This is a genomic window from Paraburkholderia piptadeniae (assembly GCF_900007165.1).
Taxonomy (GTDB): domain Bacteria; phylum Pseudomonadota; class Gammaproteobacteria; order Burkholderiales; family Burkholderiaceae; genus Paraburkholderia; species Paraburkholderia piptadeniae.
In genome coordinates, this window is record NZ_CYGY02000075.1 from 3,113 (window position 1) to 21,144 (window position 18,032).

At 63.3% G+C, this 18,032-nt stretch carries 15 protein-coding genes; 10 read left to right on the forward strand and 5 right to left on the reverse strand.

What is annotated here, in order from left to right; genetic code table 11:
- The 3 genes from BN2476_RS35230 to BN2476_RS35240 form a co-directional block, all read right to left on the reverse strand.
- Nucleotides 1-1,322 (reverse strand): efflux transporter outer membrane subunit (locus tag BN2476_RS35230; protein ID WP_235851111.1); only part of this gene is annotated, 1,322 nt, incomplete at its 3' end.
- 329 nt (nucleotides 1,323-1,651) lie between these two features.
- Entirely contained in the window at nucleotides 1,652-2,125 is a 474-nt protein-coding gene (locus BN2476_RS35235) for a ferritin-like domain-containing protein (protein WP_087738821.1), read from the reverse strand.
- Nucleotides 2,126-2,223: 98 nt separating this feature from the next.
- Nucleotides 2,224-2,628, reverse strand: coding sequence for a hypothetical protein (locus tag BN2476_RS35240; RefSeq protein ID WP_087738822.1), 405 nt, complete (start codon nucleotides 2,626-2,628; stop codon nucleotides 2,224-2,226).
- A 351-nt stretch (nucleotides 2,629-2,979) separates the two neighbouring features.
- Here BN2476_RS35240 and BN2476_RS35245 point away from each other — a divergent pair, with 351 nt between their 5' ends.
- The 8 genes from BN2476_RS35245 (at nucleotide 2,980) to BN2476_RS35280 (ending at nucleotide 13,609) form a co-directional block, all read left to right on the forward strand.
- Nucleotides 2,980-3,273, forward strand: a complete 294-nt coding sequence (locus BN2476_RS35245) for a hypothetical protein (protein ID WP_087738941.1) — start codon at nucleotides 2,980-2,982, stop codon at nucleotides 3,271-3,273.
- 57 nt (nucleotides 3,274-3,330) lie between these two features.
- Nucleotides 3,331-4,044, forward strand: coding sequence for a response regulator (locus BN2476_RS35250; RefSeq protein ID WP_087738823.1), 714 nt, complete (start codon nucleotides 3,331-3,333; stop codon nucleotides 4,042-4,044).
- The gene (locus BN2476_RS35255; RefSeq protein ID WP_087738824.1) at nucleotides 4,041-5,396 is read left to right on the forward strand and encodes an ATP-binding protein; all 1,356 of its coding nucleotides are present in this window, start codon (nucleotides 4,041-4,043) and stop codon (nucleotides 5,394-5,396) included. Before BN2476_RS35250 ends, BN2476_RS35255 begins: the two co-directional genes overlap by 4 nt.
- A 114-nt stretch (nucleotides 5,397-5,510) precedes the next feature.
- Complete coding sequence (locus tag BN2476_RS35260; protein WP_087738825.1) at nucleotides 5,511-7,514, forward strand: amylo-alpha-1,6-glucosidase; 2,004 nt, start codon at nucleotides 5,511-5,513, stop codon at nucleotides 7,512-7,514.
- Between the two features lie 34 nt (nucleotides 7,515-7,548).
- Nucleotides 7,549-10,296 (forward strand): MGH1-like glycoside hydrolase domain-containing protein, encoded by a 2,748-nt coding sequence (locus BN2476_RS35265; RefSeq protein WP_087738826.1) that lies wholly within the window; start codon nucleotides 7,549-7,551, stop codon nucleotides 10,294-10,296.
- A gap of 160 nt (nucleotides 10,297-10,456) precedes the next feature.
- On the forward strand, nucleotides 10,457-12,091 hold the full coding sequence (gene zwf, locus BN2476_RS35270; protein ID WP_087738827.1) for a glucose-6-phosphate dehydrogenase: 1,635 nt from the start codon (nucleotides 10,457-10,459) through the stop codon (nucleotides 12,089-12,091).
- Between the two features lie 26 nt (nucleotides 12,092-12,117).
- A complete protein-coding gene (locus BN2476_RS35275) occupies nucleotides 12,118-12,918 on the forward strand; it encodes an ROK family protein (RefSeq protein ID WP_087738828.1) in 801 nt (266 codons plus the stop codon).
- 133 nt (nucleotides 12,919-13,051) lie between these two features.
- Nucleotides 13,052-13,609, forward strand: coding sequence for a YbhB/YbcL family Raf kinase inhibitor-like protein (locus BN2476_RS35280; protein WP_087738829.1), 558 nt, complete (start codon nucleotides 13,052-13,054; stop codon nucleotides 13,607-13,609).
- Nucleotides 13,610-13,644: 35 nt separating this feature from the next.
- On the opposite strand, the gene BN2476_RS35285 is transcribed toward BN2476_RS35280, so the two are convergent.
- Complete coding sequence (locus tag BN2476_RS35285) at nucleotides 13,645-14,640, reverse strand: aldo/keto reductase (RefSeq protein ID WP_087738830.1); 996 nt, start codon at nucleotides 14,638-14,640, stop codon at nucleotides 13,645-13,647.
- 248 nt (nucleotides 14,641-14,888) lie between these two features.
- Here BN2476_RS35285 and BN2476_RS35290 point away from each other — a divergent pair, with 248 nt between their 5' ends.
- On the forward strand, nucleotides 14,889-15,491 hold the full coding sequence (locus tag BN2476_RS35290; protein ID WP_087738831.1) for a lipocalin family protein: 603 nt from the start codon (nucleotides 14,889-14,891) through the stop codon (nucleotides 15,489-15,491).
- A gap of 123 nt (nucleotides 15,492-15,614) precedes the next feature.
- Here BN2476_RS35290 and BN2476_RS35295 read toward each other — a convergent pair whose 3' ends face one another.
- Nucleotides 15,615-16,643, reverse strand: a complete 1,029-nt coding sequence (locus BN2476_RS35295) for a LacI family DNA-binding transcriptional regulator (protein WP_087738832.1) — start codon at nucleotides 16,641-16,643, stop codon at nucleotides 15,615-15,617.
- A 234-nt stretch (nucleotides 16,644-16,877) separates the two neighbouring features.
- On the opposite strand from BN2476_RS35295, the gene BN2476_RS35300 reads away from it, so the two are divergent.
- Nucleotides 16,878-18,029 (forward strand): ABC transporter ATP-binding protein, encoded by a 1,152-nt coding sequence (locus tag BN2476_RS35300; protein ID WP_087738833.1) that lies wholly within the window; start codon nucleotides 16,878-16,880, stop codon nucleotides 18,027-18,029.
- Nucleotides 18,030-18,032: the final 3 nt, after the last annotated feature.

The following is an 18,032-nucleotide window of genomic DNA, read 5'->3' on the forward strand; positions in this document are numbered from 1 at the left end:
CCGGTTGCATCGTGTTCGAGCGCGCGCAACGTATCGGCGACGTTCTGGAACGCGAGCAGCACCGTCTGCCGGTATTGCGCGTTGGCCTGATCGAAGGCGGCTTCGGCTGCGCGCTTTTGCGCGCTCAGCTGTCCGCCGTGAAAGATCGGCTGCGTGACGCCCGCGCCGATGCTCCAGATCATGTCGGCGTACTTGAGAAGACCTGCGGGCGTCAGCGCCTGCGGGCCGTAGCTCGCCGACAGCGTGAGCTGCGGATACATGTTCGCCGTCGCGACGCCGACCTGCGCGCTCGCCTGATGCAGCGTGGCGTCGGCGGCGAGGATGTCGGGCCGCTGCCGCACGAGCGACGACGGCACGCTGACGGGCAAGCTCTGCGGCAGTGTGAACATCGACAGCGTGAACTCCGGCACGCCCGTGTCGCTCGGCGGCTTGCCCGCGAGCACGGCAAGCTGATGGCGCGTCTGATCGAGCGACTGGCGCAACGGCGGCAACGTCGCGCGCGTCTGCGCGACGAGCGTTTCCTGCGAGAGCACGGCGGCGCGGCTCACGCCGCCAAGCTCGAACTGCTTGCGCAACACGCCGAGCTGCGCGTCCTCGTCGGTGGCGATGCGCTCGGTCGCTTCGATCTGCTCGCGCAGCGAGGCTTCCTTGACAGCGGCCGTCACAATGTTCGCCGACAACGCGAGATACGCAGCTTGCAACTGAAAGCCCTCGTAATCGACTTGCGAGCGCAGCGATTCGAGTTCGCGCCTTGCGCCGCCGAATACATCGAGGTTGTACGACACGCTCACCGATGCGTTATAGAGATTCAGCACTTCCGTGAGTCCCGGCTGGCCGAACGTGACGCCGTTGAATTTCTCGCGCGTCGCGTTGGCCTTCGCATCGACGGACGGATACAGCGTGGTGCCCATTTGCGCACGAAGATTCTCGCCGGCTTGCCTGAGCGCCGCTTGCGCCGCCGCGACGTTGGGACTGTTGGCGATCGCTTCGCGGATCAGCGCGTCGAGCGGCTCGCAATGAAAGAGCGTCCACCACTGCGCGGGAATGTCCTGGCCGGCCACGAACTGTTGCGGGACGCCCGATGCGCCCGGCGACGACGCCGTTTGATCGGGCAGCGGCGTGGGCGTGTAGGTTTCGGTGGCGGGCGGGGCGGGCGTGCGGTAATCGGGGCCGACCATGCAGCCAGACAACGCGATCAGGACAGCGATCGCTACAGCGCGTGCAAAGGTCTCAAATGTTGGGCGGCGACGAAACGCACCGCGCGAATGCCGGTGCCATCGATTGCGACTGCGACTGAAACTGCGGTTGACGTCTTCGATCATCTATCCACCTGTTTTACTGCGCGGACTACGAACGAAATAGCGGATGCAGAATTCAACAGCCTGATGCCGCGCATAGCCTAGCATGGGTCGTTGCAAACTCCGCCATGCATGCAGAACATTTAGGGGATTAGATGCGCATTGCTGTAGGCAAACGTTAAATGCATCGAGCGCGCATGCAATAAAGAAAGGGCGCGGCGTGCATCGTGTGTCGATGCATGCCGTGCCCTTGGTGTGCAGGTAGAAGAATTATTCGGTGAGCGATCGAAAACCGGCGTGGGCAGCGAATTGAAAGTTCAACGCGTGCGCGATGCGCGATGCAGGCGTCGAAGCTAATGCGTATCGGCGTTGCGCTCGCCCGATGTCGCGACCGTCCCCGGCTTGCGCAGCATCTTGTCGACTTCACCCGCATGCATCTCTTCCACCGAGATCATTTGCCGCGCATATTCTTCGAGCGCAACGGAGCGGTCTTTCACGAGCGCAAGCAGATCGCGATATAGGCCGAGCGCGACGTCTTCGGCTGCAAGCGACTCGCGCAGAATGGACGCGATATCGGTCGTATGCGAATCGAGCAATGGACCGATGCCAAGCGACGGATACTCGCCGAGCGTCGTGATCCATTCGCCCGCCAGATGCGCATGCGCGAGCGATTCGTCAGCCTGCTGCCGCAGCCACGACACGATCGGGATGCGGCCAAAGCCGAACACGAGAAAAGAGTAGTGCGTGTAACGGACCACGCCAGCCAGCTCGGATTCGAGAATCTGGTTGAGCACGGCAATGACCTTGTCTTTTTCGATCCCTGACATGGCGCCCTCCGCGAAGCTCGTCGAATGCCGGTTAGACAAAGGCTTTCATTGTTGGCCTCGGCTTTCCAAAGATCAAGTGAATCGGCGCAGCGATGCAATCAGCGTGTGACGACGACGCCAGGCACAACGGCGACCGGCTGCGCATAGACGATGCTTCTTGTCGGCGCAACGGCGTAAGCAGGCGCCGCGACGACGGGCACGGCCACTGTCGCATAGGGCAAGGGCTTCGCGTGCGTGGGCGGCGGCACGACGGCGACATAAGGCACCACGGGCACCACAGGCACCACGGGCACCGAGGGCACGACAGGCGCGGCAGGCGCTCCGGTGACGACGGGCACGACATAGGGCGGTTGCGGCGGCACGTAATAGAGCGTGCGCGGCGGCGCATAGACGACGGCGGGCACATAGGCCGCATGGACGAACACAGTGCCGGCGAAGGCGCTGGTCGAGCAGGCGATACCCATCGCGGCAATCGCGGACGTATAAGCAGAGCGAATGTTCACATCAAACTCCTCGGGCGAACGAGCGGACAGCCGGCGGATGCGATGCGAAGTCCTCACATCGCCGCCGACGTGCAGACGATACGCAACGCATCGTGGGATGGGCAGCGATAACTTGTTTCATTCGATGTCGCCGGAAAAGCACGCTCATGCTTGAAGTGTTTGCTGCGTAATCGCGTAGCGAGCGATGCAGCGGCGCATCGGAAACAGGCGTGAACGCACGGTCCACACGACATACGGCGACATAACTTTGAAATTGCCTTCCGCTTCCTGGACGGCAAGAATTCGCTTCGCCAACGACGAATCGCAACACCACGTGAGCGAAGAAGTTGAATGAACCGATTGGAGATGGAAATGAAGAAGTGGATCGCCATGCTTGCTTTGTGCATTGCATCGACGGGCGTGATGGCGCAGACGGCGCCGCAACCGATGGCCGCATCGCCGCGCATGGAGCGCATGATGCAGGAGTTGCAGCAGCGCTTTGCCGCCGCCAACACGACGCATGACGGCAAGCTGACCCTTGCGCAGGCCCAGACGGGCATGCCGCGCATCGCACAGTATTTCGACGAGATCGACACGCAGAAGCAGAGCTATGTGACGCTCGGACAGATCGAGCAATTCATGGCGCAGCGCGCGGGATCGCACTGACGGCAAATCGGGTCGGCCCGAAGCTAAACTGTTGCAAGTAGCGAAAGGAGCCATCGCATGGACCGACCCGCGCGCATCATCGTGCTCGACGACGAAGCGGAACTGCGCAACATGCTGCAGCGCTTTCTGAGCGGACATGGCTTCGAAGTCCGCGCCGTCGAGAACAGCAAGCGGCTCGAACGCTACCTGCAGCGCGAGCCCTACGATCTGCTCGTGCTCGACCTGATGATCGGCGAAGAAGACGGCTTGCAGATCTGCGCGCGCCTGCGCTCGGAAGGCCATACGATGCCGATCCTGATGCTTACTGCAAAGGGCGATCCGCTCGACCGCGTGATCGGGCTCGAAACGGGCGCCGACGATTACCTCGCAAAACCCTTCCTGCCGCGCGAACTGGTGGCGCGCATCAATGCGCTGTTGCGCCGCCAGAAGATCGCAGCAGGCGACCCGACCGTCACCACGCAAACGCTGCGCTTCGGCGACTTCCGGCTCGATGTCGGCAAGCAGTGTCTCTATCGGCTCGATGCGCCCGTCGAACTGCATTCCGCGCAGATGCTGCTGCTGACGGCGCTCGCGGCGTCGCCGAACCGCGCAGTGAGCCGCGACAATCTGATTGCGCGCGCCAGAGGGCGCGACCACGATGCGCTCGATCGCAGCATCGACGTGCAGATTCTGCGCTTGCGGCAGGCGATCGAAAGCGATCCGTCGAAGCCGCGTTTCATCAAGACCGTATGGGGCATCGGCTATATGCTCGTCGCCGACGTCGAAGCATGAGCGCGCGCATCCTGTCGCGCCTGCTGCCGCGCAGCGTTCTCGCGCGCAACATCGCGCTGCTGATCGTGCTGATGGCGATCAGCCAGGTCTGCGCGCTGAGCGTGCTGATCCACTATGTGCAAAGCCCGCGCACCGAGCGCGCCGCCGCCGTGTTCGGCACGTACATCAAGACATTGGACAACGCGCTTGCCGCGTCGCCCGAGATCGCGCGCGACACGCTCGTCGCGCGGCTCGACGCGCGCAACGAACCGCCCGCCGATGCGGTGACAGAGCCGCGCGTCAGGCTGCTCGCGTTCTACCGGCTTCATCAGTTGCGGGTGTTTCTGGAAAGTCTGAGCCACTATCTGCCGCCGGGCACGGAAGTGCGTTGGCAACAAGCCGGTCCGCGCATGTGGATACGCATGCACGTTGCGGGCAAGCCGTACTGGATTGGCTTGCAGGTGCCGGAAGAAGCGCAGGGCGGCGGCATGCTGACAGCCGTGTTGCTGTCGCTGGGGCTTGGCATGCTGGCGGCGTTGACGGGCTTCGCGCTGCAAAGCTACCTGAACCGCCCGCTGCAGGAACTCGCGCATGCGGCGCGCCGCGTGAGCGCGGGCGAAACGCCGCCGCCTTTGCCCGTCGACGGGCCGACCGAGATCGCGCAAGTGAGCGGCGCGTTCAATCAGATGATGCAGGCGTTGCAGCAGGCAGAGGCGACGCGCGCGCTGATGCTCGCGGGCGTTTCGCACGATATCCGCACGCCGCTCACGAAGCTGCGTCTCGCGATGGCGATGGCGAACGATACGGGCGGCGACGAAGCATTCGCCGGCGCGGCGGAATCGTATCTGGACCAGATCGACACGATCCTTCAGCAGTTCATGGACTACGCGGGAAGCGGCGAGCGCGAGACGCCGCAGCCCGGCGATCTGAACGCGCTGATCAGCCAGCTTGCCGCGGACTTCGCGGGCCTTGGGCACGAGTTCGAGCTGTCGCTCGGCGAGCTTCCCGAACACGCGTTCCGGCCCATCACGATGATGCGGCTCGTGATGAACCTGATGCAGAACGCCGTCGTCTACGGGCAGACGGGGCTTGCTGTCAGGACGTGGGCCGATGCGGATGCGATCCGTGTGGCCGTCGCGGATCGCGGCAAAGGACTGAGCGCGGAAGAACTCGAACGCCTGAAGGCGCCGTTCCAGCGCGGCAAGAACGCGCATGGCAAGACGGGCGGCACAGGGCTGGGGCTTGCGATCGTCGAGCGCATCGCGCGCTTGCATGGCGGCACGCTGGAGTTTCATCCGCGCGAAGGAGGCGGGCTCGAAGTGTGGGCCGTGCTGCCGATCCAGCGACGCATGGCGGCGCAACCGGCGGCGTGATCTTCACGCTGTCGGACCCCACACGTGACGCGGCACCGCGCGAGACTTTTCCGGCGCAAGCCGCTAATCTGTCGGCAGTCTTGATCGGCCACGCCAGTGGAAAGCGGATCTGCGATGACACGCGTCGAATGCCCCTTCGATATCGAACGTCTTGAAGACGAATGGCTCGAGGCCGATGGCTTCGGCGGCTTTGCGTCGGGCACGGTGGGCACGTTGCGCACGCGCCGATACCACGCGCTGCTGCTGACGGCGACGCGCGCGCCTGCGGGGCGCGTGGTGCTCGTCAACGGCATCGAAGCATGGATCGAAGCGAACGGAGCGCACTATCCGCTCACGATGCAGCGCTACGCGCCCGACATTCTCTGTCCCGACATCGCCGCGAGCCTGGTCGCATTCGATACGATGCCGTGGCCGACTTGGCGTTTCCGGATCGACGCACAAACCAGCGTGGTCGCCGAAGCGTTCGTTGCGAAAGCGACGTGCGAAACGGTGCTGCGTTGGCGGGCGGAGTTCGAGCACGATGCGCCGCGCGATTGCACGATCACGCTGCATGTGCGCCCGCTGCTGTCGGGCCGCGACTATCACGCGCTGCATCATGAGAACGGCGCATTCGATTTCACCGCTCGCGTCGATGGCGAGCGCGTGCAGTGGCAGCCCTATCGCGATCTGCCCGCGATTCGCGTACTGACGAACGGCGCGTACGGACATGCGCCCGACTGGTATCGCAACTTCTGTTACGCGCGCGAGCGCGAGCGTGGCCTCGACTACACGGAGGATCTCGCGACGCCCGGCGTCTTCAGCTTCGATCTTCTGAGCGATGCAGCCGTCATGGTGCTGAGCGCGGACACGGGTCATGCGTCGCCCGACATGCGAGCGGCAAGCGCTCACGCCGATGCGCTTGCGAATACGGAAGCGGCGCGTCGCGCTGCTTTCTCATCGCGCCTGCCACGTTCCGCCGATGCGTATGTCACCGCGCGCTCGACGGGCCACACGATCGTCGCCGGGTTTCCGTGGTTCACCGACTGGGGCCGCGATACGTTCATCGCGATGCGCGGCCTGCTCATCGCCACGGGACGCCATGCGCAAGCCGAATCGATCCTGCTTGCCTGGGCGGGCACGATTTCCGAGGGCATGTGTCCGAACCGCTTTCCGGACTATGGCGGCGAGCCCGAGTACAACTCAGTGGACGCGTCGCTCTGGTTCGCGATTGCCGTGCACGATTATCTGGCGACGGGACACGCGTCGAACGAAACGCGAGACCGCTTGCATGAAGCCGTCGATACGATCCTGTCCGGCTACACGCAAGGCACCCGCTACGGCATACGCGCCGACGATGACGGCCTGTTGCGCGCCGGCGTGCGCGGCGTGCAGCTCACATGGATGGACGCGAAGTTCGGCGACTGGGTCGTGACGCCGCGCATCGGCAAGCCCGTCGAAGTGCAGGCGCTGTGGTTCAACGCGTTGCATATCGCCGCGCAGTGGAATGCGCGCTGGCGCGAGCCCGCGATCCGCGTGGCGCAGTCGTTTGGCGAGCGCTTCATCGATCCGCAAACGGGCGCGCTGTTCGACAACGTCGATGTCGATCACGTGCGCGGCGCCGTCGATCGTTCCGTGCGGCCCAATCAGATTTTCGCGGCCGGCGGGCTGCCGTTCGCGCTCGTCGAAGGGGAGACGGCGCGTGCCGTCCTCGCGCAGGTGGAAGCGCATCTGCTGACGCCGCTTGGATTGCGCACGCTCTCGCCCGAAGATCCAGCATATCGCGGGCGCTATGCGGGGACGCCGCTCGAGCGCGATCGCGCCTATCATCAAGGGACCGTGTGGCCCTGGCTGCTCGGTCCGTTCGTCGAAGCATGGCTGCGCGTGCAACGTCCCGATGCCGCGGCCCGCGATGCGGCGCGAACGCGCTTTCTCGCGCCGCTCGATGCGCATCTGGATCGCGCGGGCCTCGATCATATTTCGGAAGTCGCGGACGGCGACGCGCCCCATGCGCCGGGCGGCACGCCGTTTCAGGCGTGGTCGCTTGGGGAACGGTTGCGTGTGGGGGTGTTGCTTGGGGAGCGCGTCAGCGCCGATGTGCCTGCTGCGCCACGCGAACCCCCCAACCGCGCTACGATGTGACTCCTACCGTCACCACGAGACGAAGGACGCTGCCATGCCTGCGCTGCGCGCCGCGAACCTGCTTTCCACAGTCGAGGGGATACGTCTGCATTCCGCCGAGTGCGCGCGGTGGCAGCGCTGGGGTCCGTACCTCAGCGAGCGTCAATGGGGCACGGTGCGCGAGGACTACAGCCCGAACGGCACCGCATGGGACTACCTCCCGCACGATCACGCACGCAGCCGCGCGTATCGCTGGGGCGAAGACGGCATTGCAGGATTCGGCGACGAAACGTTGAACTGGTGCGTGTCGATCGCGATGTGGAATCGTGCCGATCCCATTCTGAAGGAGCGTCTTTTCGGCCTCACGAATCAGGAAGGCAATCACGGCGAGGATGTGAAGGAACTGTACTTCTATCTGGACGGCACGCCGACGCATGCCTATATGCGCATGCTGTACAAGTACCCTCATGCCGCGTTTCCATATCAGGATCTCATCGAGGAAAACGCGCGACGCGGCGGCGACATGCCCGAGTACGAAGTGCTCGATACAGGCGTGTTCGACGATCTGCGTTATTTCGATGTGACGGTCGAATACGCAAAGAACACGCCTGAAGACATCGTGATGCGCGTCACCGTCGAGAATCGCGCGGACGAGTCGGCAGCGCTCGATCTTCTGCCGCAGATCTGGGCGCGCAACAAGTGGTCGTGGAAGGACATCGACGAGCGGCCGAAGCTCGTCAAGGAAACGGTGCACGGCGTCACGCGTCTGCTCGGCACGCACCCGGGCCACGAGCCGATCGTCGTGACGGCATGGTCGCCCGATACGACCGTGCTCGAATGGATTTTCTGCGAGAACGATACTAACGTCCGGCGTCATTTCAACATGGAGGCGACGGGGCCGTTCAAGGACGGCTTCAACAAATACCTCGTGCATGGCGACGCCGACGCGATTCGCCGCGACGCGGGCACAAAGGCGGCCGCGCATGTGCCGTTAAATCTGCCGCCGCATGGAACGACCGTCGTCTATCTGCGCTGGCGGCCCGAATTCGCGGTCAACGACGAGCCGCTCGACGTCGACGAGCTGTTCTCGCAGCGCATCGCGGAAGCCGACGCGTTTTACGCAGCATTGCAGCATGCCATCGACGGCGAGGACGAGCGGCTCGTGCAGCGTCAGGCGTTTGCGGGCATGCTGTGGTCGAAGCAGTACTACCAGTTTGACGTGCAGCGCTGGATGGACGGCGATCCCGCGCAGCCCGTGCCGCCCGCGTCGCGCAAGCAGGGCCGCAACCGCGACTGGCGGCATCTGTGCAATGCCGACATCGTGTCGATGCCGGACAAGTGGGAGTACCCGTGGTACGCGTCATGGGATCTCGCGTTTCATGCGGCGGCATTCGCGTTGATCGACCCCGCGTTTGCGAAGCGTCAATTGCTGTTGCTCGTGAAGGACCGCTACATGCATCCGAATGGGCAAATCCCCGCGTATGAATGGGCTTTCAGCGATGCGAATCCACCAGTTCATGCGTGGGCCGCGTGGCGTGTCTACGAAATCGACCGCGCACTGACAGGCAAGGGCGACCGCGATTTTCTGGAGCTCGTCTTTCACAAGCTGCTACTCAACTTCTCGTGGTGGGTGAACCGCAAGGACGCCGATGGCCGCAATATTTTTCAGGGCGGCTTTCTCGGGCTCGACAACGTCGGCATCTTCGATCGCTCGTCGCCGCTGCCGACGGGCGGCCGTATCGATCAGGCGGACGGCACGGCATGGATGGCGGCCTACGCACTGGACCTGATGCGCATCGCGCTCGAACTCGCGTTTGCAAACCATGTGTTCGTCGATATCGGCGTGAAGTTCTTCGAGCACTTTCTGTATATCGCGCAGGCCGTCAGTTGCGAGGACAATTGCGAGACGGGTCTGTGGGACAGCGAGGACGAATTCTTCTATGACAAGCTGCGCTTGCCCGACGGCTCCAGCATGCCAATGCGCGTGCGCTCGATCGTCGGCCTGATTCCGCTGCTCGCCGTGCATGTACTCGAAGAGCGCCTGCATGGTTCATTGCCGGGCTTGCGCGACCGTCTCGTATGGTTCTTGCGCTTCCGCCCCGATCTCGCGCGGCTGGTGTCGCGCTGGAACGAGCCGGGACGCGGCAACAGCCTGCTGCTTTCACTGTTGCGCGGGCACCGGATGAAGGCGCTCCTCAGGCGCGCGCTCGACGAAGCGGAGTTCCTGTCCGATCACGGCGTGCGCGCGCTGTCGCGTGTGCATCGCGACAATCCGTTCGTCTACCGGCACAACGGTCAGAGCTTTTGTGTGAAGTACCTGCCCGCCGAATCGGATTCGCGCGTATTCGGCGGCAATTCGAACTGGCGTGGGCCCGTATGGATGCCCGTCAACTATCTGCTGATTGAATCGCTATACGAATTTCATCGCTATTACGGCGATGACTTCCACGTCGAGTATCCGACGGGCTCGGGCAACAAACTCTCGCTTGCCGAAATCGGCGATGCGCTCGCGCGGCGTACGACCACGCTCTTTCTGAAGGACAAGAACGGCGAGCGCCCCGTAATGGCGGCCTATCCGTTGCTACAGGCGGACCCGCGCTCGCAGGATCTCGTGCTCTTTCACGAGTACTTCCATGGCGACAACGGGCGCGGCGTCGGCGCATCGCATCAGACAGGCTGGACGGGTCTCGTCGCGTTGCTGTTGCAGCCACGCGAAGTCGCGAGCTCGGGGAATGTGCCCGCGGCGGCAGGGGTTGCTCAATCGGCCGCCGCTGCCGCGCCGACTCCGGTTGCGGTGAAATAGCGCGTGCATTACATCTGCCTTGCGCACGGCTGACGCGTGCTTGACGTATCGCCTGGATTGCATTGTTGAACGCATCGACTGGCTTTGATTGAACTGCGCGGCCTGGCCGCGTGTCTTTCAGATATCGCCACTTCATCTGGCTCATTCAGGGAAGAATGCCATGTCCAATGACGCGATAAACACGGCTGCTTCATCCGCCAGACAACCTGTGAACCGCAAGCTCGACGCCGGGCCGCATCCCGCTTCGTCGGGGCCTGCAGGCAAGCAGCCCGCACCACCGTGCACGCTGGTCATCTTCGGCGCGGGCGGCGATCTCACCAAACGGCTCTTGACGCCCTCGCTCTACAACCTGACGGTCGACGGCCTGCTCGACGATCGCATGAACGTCATCGGCGTCAATCACGGCGAGCGCGAAACGACGGACTGGGTCGATGATCTCGGCCAGTCGCTACAACAGTTTGCCGCGGACAAGGGCAGTGAATTTCATACCGGCAAGATCGACGACAAGGCGTGGCAGTGGCTCTCGACGCGCATGGAGTACATGGCGGGCGAATTCGAAGACGACGCGCTTTACGAGGCGCTCAAGCAGTGCATCGACAACGCGCCCGACGGCAATGCGATCTTCTATCTCGCGGTTGGCGCGCATTTTTTCAAGCCGATTGTCGAGCGACTCGGCAAGCACGGCTTGCTCAAGGAAGATCCGCAAGGCCATGGCGGCTTCCGGCGTCTCGTGATCGAAAAGCCATTCGGCACCGACCTCGCTTCCGCACGCGATCTGAATGCGCACATTCTGCATTTCGCAAAGGAAAAGCAGGTCTATCGCATCGATCACTTTCTCGGCAAGGACACGGTGCAAAGCATTCTTGCCGTGCGCTTTGCGAATGCGCTGTTCGAGCCGGTATGGCGGCGCGAGTACATCGACAACGTGCAGATCACGGCGGCCGAAACGCTCGGCGTCGAAGGGCGCGGAAAGTTCTACGAGCAGACGGGCGCCTTTCGCGACATGGTGCCGAACCACCTGTTCCAGTTGCTCGCGATGGTCGCGCTTGAGCCGCCCACATCATTCGATGCCGAAGCCGTACGCGACAAGAAAGCGGAACTCTTCGATGCAATCGAGCCCCTGACGCCCAACGATGTCATCTTCGGGCAATACGAAAAGGGCGATGCGAAGGCGGCCTATCGCGACGAACCGGATGTCGCACGCGACAGCGAGACGGAAACATATGCGGCTGCGCGCGTGTTCATCGACAACTGGCGCTGGGCAGGCGTGCCGTTCTATCTGCGCACGGGCAAGCGCATGACGGCGAAGCGCACGGAAATCGCCGTGTATCTGAAACGCGTGCCGTTTCTGATGTTCCGCGATACGCCGGTCGATGCTTTGACGCCGAACGTGCTCACGCTGCGCATCGATCCCGCGCACGGCACGAGCTTCGACTTCAACGTGAAGGTGCCCGGACCGACAATGCAGATCGGCGCGGCGCGCTCCGCGTTCGACTACAACGACTACTTCGAGGAAAGCGCGAACGTCGGCTACGAAACGCTGCTGTACGACTGCATGCGCGGTGACGAGACGCTGTTTCAGCGCGCGGACAGCATCGAGTCGAGCTGGTGCGCGGTGGACCGTGTGCTGCATCCTCAGGGCGCCGCGTTGCAGGTGCATGGCTATCCGGCGGGCAGCAGCGGCCCGGCGCAAGCGGATGAAATGCTAGCCCGCGATGGCCGCGCGTGGCGGCCGCTGGAGAAAAGCGGCTCGGCGAATAGCACGCTGAATGGCGCACTGAATCAGCCGCACTGATCAAGAACCAGAGAAAGGGGAACGACTTGGCTACGAGCAGGAAAGAAGCAGCAAGCCGCGAAGAACGGATACTCGCGATCGATGTCGGAGGCACGGGTCTGAAGGCGGCCGTGCTCGATCCGGCCGGCAGCATGAAAAGCGAGCGCGTGCGTGTGCCGACGCCGCATCCGTGCACGCCGGAGCAACTCGTCGATACGCTCGCGAAACTCGTGCAGCCGCTCGTCGACGAACATCATCCCGCGTCGATGTCGATCGGCTTTCCCGGAGTCGTGCGCGACAACCGCATTCTTACCGCACCGAATATCGGCGACGAGAGCTGGCGCGGTTTTCCGCTCGCGGACAATCTCATCGCGCGTGTCGGCAGCATGCCCGTGCGCATGATCAACGATGCCGAAATGCAGGGCCTTGCTGCGATCGAAGGGCACGGTATCGAATTCGTGCTGACGCTCGGCACGGGCGCAGGCACCGCGCTCTTTCGCGACGGCGAGCTGATGCCGCATCTCGAACTCGCGCATCATCCCGTCAGTAAGGCTCGCACCTATGACCAGTACGTCGGCAACGCGGCGCGCGAAAAGGCGGGCAACAAGCGCTGGAACCGGCGCGTCGAAAAGGTGATCGGCATCCTGGCTTCGCTCGTCAATTACGACAAGCTGTGGATCGGCGGCGGCAATGCGTCGAGGCTCACGTTCGAGTTGCCGCCGAATGTCGCGATCGTGTCGAACGAAGCGGGCATCGAAGGCGGTGCGAGGCTGTGGCATCCGAAGTCGGTGCGCGAGTCCCGGCAGCAGTTGCCCGGAGCGAACCGGAAGGCAGGCGCGGTCAAATAGCGCGCCGCACGAATGCCCTGAAGTGCCTTGAACGTCACGCCGCGGAATAATGGCGCAGGGTAGTCCGTTTGTTCTCTGGCGGCCGCGAATGCGTGGCCGCAGTTTGTTCATCCGGGGTCAACGGAGCGGTTCGATGAAAACATTTCCTTATGCACGACTGGCGCGCGCGGCGCTATGTGTCGCACTGTCGGCGGGCGCGATGCAGGCCTTCGCGGCGGACGCTTTCGAAGTCACGTCGCCGGGTACGCCCGACGGCGGCACGGTCGATTCGAGCCATGGGGCAAGCGCGAACAATTGCGGCGGAGGCAACCAGTCGCCCGCCGTGCAGTGGCGCAACGTACCGGCGGGCACGCGCAGTTTCGCGGTGACGCTGTTCGATCCCGACGGCGCGAAAGGCCTGGGCGTGATCCATTGGGTGCTGTACGGGATACCCGCATCGATGACGTCGATGGCACATGGCGCGTCCGCGCCCGAGGGCAGCGTGAGCGGCATCAACCGCACCGGGAAGCCCGGCTATTACGGGCCGTGTCCGCCCGTCGGCGACGTGCCGCATCACTACGTGCTGCAGGTGTATGCGCTCGATCTCTCGCAGGACGCGCTACAGCCAGGTCTCAATCACGATCAGTTCCTCGCGGCCATCAACAATCATGTGCTGGCCGCGAGCAGCACCGTGCTGCGCTACGGACGCTAACGCACAGCGCACGCCTTTTTCATGGCATTTGCCACTCAGCGCGGTGCATCGCCCCAACGGTATTCGACCGTCGCCTCGTCGAGCTGCGTCTTGAGTTCGGAGTCCAGCGTGTAGTCGGCAGCGGCGAGCGAATCGTTCAGTTGATCGACGCGGCTCGCGCCGATGATCGCCGATGTGATGACGGGGTTCGCAAGCACCCACGCGATCGCTGTCTTCGTCATCGGCTCGCCCGTTTTCGCGTTGATCTCGCGCAGCGTGTCGATCGTCTTGAACTCGCGCTCGTGCCAGTAGCGCTCCGAGTACATCGCGCCTGCGTTACCAACTGTTTCGGTGAAGCGTCCGTCCGCCGGCTTCGCAACGTGACGATGCTTGCCCGTCAGCAGGCCGCCTGCGAGCGGGTTATACGGCATCACGGCGAGACCTTCTTCGTCCGCGAGCGGCAGCAGTTCGCGCTCGATCTGCCGGAACAGCAGGTTGTAGCGCGGCTGCACCGACACGAAGCGCGCAGTGCGCAGCACGTCCGCGCGGCCGAGCATGCGCGCGAGCCGGTACGCGAGATAGTTCGATACGCCGACATAGCGCGCCTTGCCCGAACGCACGATCACGTCGAGTGCTTCGAGCGTTTCGTCGAGCGGCGTGTCGCGGTCATCGGAGTGCAGCTGATACAGATCGACGTAATCGGTGCCGAGACGGCGCAGCGATGCATCGATGGCATCGAGCAGATGCTTGCGCGACGCACCCTGGTCCCACGGCGACGGGCCAACCTTGCCGACAGCTTTCGTCGCGACAATGAAGCGGTCGCGCTTGCCCTTGAGCCAGCGCCCGATGATCTCCTCGGTGCGGCCTACGACACCTTCGGTGCCTCCGAGCGGATAGACATCAGCCGTATCGATGAAATTCACGCCGGCGTCCGTTGCCTTGTCGAGAATGCCGCGCGATACGTCTTCTTCGGTTTGCAAGCCGAAGGTCATCGTACCGAGACACAAACGCGAGACAGTAAGGCCGGTGTTGCCGAATTTGCGGTATTGCATGATCGACTCCGCGAGAAGGGAACTATGAGTGATGTGATGTTGTGATGTGCAGCAGCACGCGAAACAAAAGTGCAGCAAAGGAGCAAGCATAGCGGCTATCGCGGATTCGCGTCGCTGGCCTGCCATGCAGCGTCGTGCGCAGTCGTATCGCCGATACCGCTTTGTCCTTTCTTCGTCCCGTAATGGCGAAAACTTTCCATTCACGTAAGGTCTAAACGGCTTTGGCATCGAGTCGAGGTTTATGTCCGATGAGTGTCGAACGAAGCGTCAACGACAATATCGAGCGAAGTAGTTTCTCTGCGCGTGGTGCGATCGTCGTCGCTGCAGGCGTGGCAGTCGTGACATTAGGCATTGCCGTCACGTACGCAATCAGGTTGAAAAGCAAAAAGGGCAATGCACGCGTGCCCGAGCCGGCAAAGAGCGTCGATCTGGACCGCTACACCGGGCACTGGTACGAGTTTGCGCGCTACGACAATCATTTCGAACGGGGCCGCGATTTCGTCACGGCCAACTATGCGAAGCGCGATGACGGTTCGCTCAGCGTGATCAACACGGGCCGCGACGGCGCAAACGGCGTGCGGCGCATCGCGAGAGGCAAGGCGCGCGTGATGCCAGGCTCGGACAACGCCAAACTGAAAGTGTCTTTCTTCGGACCGTTCTACGTTGGCGATTACTGGGTGCTCGATCACGCGGACGACTACCGATGGTCGATCATCGGCGAACCGAGCGGCGCGTATCTATGGATACTCACGCGTGACGCAAAGCCCGCAGGTGAACTGCAACACGCGCTGCTCGAACGCGTGCGCGCGCTCGGCTATGACCTTTCGATGCTGCGCCGTACGCAGCACTGAAAGCGCGCCTGAAAATTTTTCTGCTTTTGCGAAGCGGTTGCCGGCTTATTGCGTGCGTGGCGATATCGAACGGCGCTTCACGGTAAGTTTTGCTCTTTGCCCGCTCGTCATGCGTGGTCGATGTCAACGCTTTTGCGTCGATCCGCGCACGATCAGTCGCGGCTCCGATGTCACGCACATGCGCGGCGCCTTTTGATGCGCACCATGCTTGCGTGTCGGCCGCTCGATCAGATCGCGCAGCAGCGTCACGGCAAGCTCGGCGGCCTCGACGGTCGGCACGGCGACGGTCGTCAGCGGCGGGCGCGATTGCTGCGCGAGCTGGATGTCGGTGATGCCGATCACGGAGAGATCGCGCGGCACGTTGCGCCCGAGATCGGCGGCGGCATGCATGGTGCCGAGCGCGGGCAGGTCGTTCGTCGCGAAGATCGCTGTCATGTTCGCGTCGTGCTCCAGCAGATCGCGCGCGGCCGTATAGCCGCCCTGGATCGTGTCGGGCGCATAACGCACGTTTTTGGCGGGCACCTTCAGGCCCGCTTCGCGCATCGCATCGATGAAGCCTTCATAACGCGACGCGTGAATGCCCGAAGGCTTGCTGCCCACAATCGCGCCGATGCGCCGATGACCCAGTTCGATCAGATGCTTCGCGGCCAGCTGGCCAGCAAGACGAAAGTCGACGGCAATGCACGGCAAGCCCGGCGGATCGTCGGGGCGTTCCCACATGCACAGCACCACGGGCGCGCCGCGCGCCTGCGTCTTGTGCAGGTCGTCGAAGTCGAGATTGGCGTTCATCACGAGCACGCCTTCGGAGAGCGTGCCCGCAATCTGGTCGAGGTACGCACGGCCAGCGTGCGGGTCCTCATTCGTGTTGCAGATGATGACGAAGTGGCCGCTCTTGCGCGCCTCGCGTTCGACAGCGAGCGCGAACTCGGGATAGAACGGATTCGCGATGCTCGATACCATCAGCGCGATCGTCGGTGCGCGGCCTTCGGCCAGCGCGCGTGCGGCAAGATGCGGACGATAGTTGAGCGCTTCGACGGCTTCGAGCACGCGCTGACGCGTCTGTTCGCCGACGCGTCCGCGATTGCGCAGCACGTTCGAAACCGTGGCGGATGTGACGCCGGCCCGCCGCGCGACTTCGCTGAGAGTAGACATGGTTTGCGCGTCTTCAATATATGGGACAGGCGTTCATCATTTGCATTGGTTTCGAAGGCGGGGCACCATGCGCGAAACACCAGAACGATGATCGGAGACAGCGTTGACCGGCCCACGGCAAGGGTCAACGGAAGGCCGGAGAGCCCGCGGTCGCGACGCGATCGCGTTTTTTCGGCCATTCAGATTAAGCGCTTAATCTCCGCTTCGCGCTGATTAAATCACGGAGTCGAAGCGATGGCGAGCATTTCCTTGAGGGGCGTGCAGAAAGCGTACGGAGACAACGCGCCCGTGATCCGCAACGTCGATCTGGAGATCGGCGAGAACGAGTTTTGCGTGTTCCTCGGTCCGTCGGGCTGCGGCAAGTCCACGCTGCTGCGCATGATCGCAGGGCTCGAAGATGTGACGGACGGCGACCTGTCGATTGGCGGGCGCATCGTCAACGACGTGCCTGCCGCCGAGCGCGGCGTCGCGATGGTGTTTCAGAGCTATGCGCTCTTTCCTCACATGAGCGTGTACGAGAACATGGCCTTCGGCCTGAAGCTCGCGAAAAAGCCGAAAGACGAAATCGACCGCAAGGTTCGCGAGGCCGCGCGCATCCTGCAACTGGAGGCGTTGCTCGATCGCAAGCCGCGTGCGTTGTCGGGTGGGCAGCGGCAACGCGTTGCGATTGGCCGCGCGATCGTGCGCGAGCCCGGCGTGTTTCTGTTCGACGAACCGCTTTCGAATCTCGACGCGACGCTGCGTGGCCAGACGCGCATCGAAATCGCGCGGCTGCACCGGCAATTCGCGTCGGCGAGCGTCGTCTACGTGACGCACGATCAGACGGAAGCGATGACGCTCGCCGACAAGATCGTGCTGCTGCATACGGGCAAGGACACGGAGCGTTACGGCAGCATCGCGCAGATCGGCGCGCCGCTCGAGTTGTATCACCGGCCCAGGAGCCGTTTCGTCGCGGGCTTCATCGGCTCGCCGCGCATGAATTTTCTGCCAGCGAGAGTCACGGCGATCGATGCGCAAGGCGTCGATGTCGTGCTCGATCACACGAATGAAACCGTGCGCGTCGTGGTCGACGGCAGCACGCTGCAAGGCGCGCAGCCGGTGACGCTCGGCGTGCGCCCCGAACATCTGCGGCTCGTCGCAGCCGATGTATCACAACGTGAGGCAACGCTCACGCGCACCGTTTCGCTTGTCGAACGTCTGGGCGAGCACAGTTACGCGCATCTCGAACAACACGGCGGCGACGTGCTGATCGCGAAAGTGCCCGGCAATGCCCGCATCGAGCAGGGCGAGCGCGCGGTATTCGAGGCGCCCGCCAACGCCTGCCATCTTTTCACCGACGACGGATTCGCCGTGAAGGCGCTCAGCACCGTCGAACACTACGCATAAGGG

Coding starts and splice junctions, on each gene's coding strand:
- BN2476_RS35280 (WP_087738829.1), top strand. CDS start 13,052: ATGAAAACATTTCCTTATGCACGACTGGCGCGCGCGGCGCTATGTGTC.
- BN2476_RS35260 (WP_087738825.1), top strand. CDS start 5,511: ATGACACGCGTCGAATGCCCCTTCGATATCGAACGTCTTGAAGACGAA.
- BN2476_RS35285 (WP_087738830.1), bottom strand. CDS start 14,640: ATGCAATACCGCAAATTCGGCAACACCGGCCTTACTGTCTCGCGTTTG.
- BN2476_RS35290 (WP_087738831.1), top strand. CDS start 14,889: ATGAGTGTCGAACGAAGCGTCAACGACAATATCGAGCGAAGTAGTTTC.
- BN2476_RS35265 (WP_087738826.1), top strand. CDS start 7,549: ATGCCTGCGCTGCGCGCCGCGAACCTGCTTTCCACAGTCGAGGGGATA.
- BN2476_RS35295 (WP_087738832.1), bottom strand. CDS start 16,643: ATGTCTACTCTCAGCGAAGTCGCGCGGCGGGCCGGCGTCACATCCGCC.
- BN2476_RS35235 (WP_087738821.1), bottom strand. CDS start 2,125: ATGTCAGGGATCGAAAAAGACAAGGTCATTGCCGTGCTCAACCAGATT.
- BN2476_RS35300 (WP_087738833.1), top strand. CDS start 16,878: ATGGCGAGCATTTCCTTGAGGGGCGTGCAGAAAGCGTACGGAGACAAC.
- zwf (WP_087738827.1), top strand. CDS start 10,457: ATGTCCAATGACGCGATAAACACGGCTGCTTCATCCGCCAGACAACCT.
- BN2476_RS35250 (WP_087738823.1), top strand. CDS start 3,331: ATGGACCGACCCGCGCGCATCATCGTGCTCGACGACGAAGCGGAACTG.
- BN2476_RS35245 (WP_087738941.1), top strand. CDS start 2,980: ATGAAGAAGTGGATCGCCATGCTTGCTTTGTGCATTGCATCGACGGGC.
- BN2476_RS35255 (WP_087738824.1), top strand. CDS start 4,041: ATGAGCGCGCGCATCCTGTCGCGCCTGCTGCCGCGCAGCGTTCTCGCG.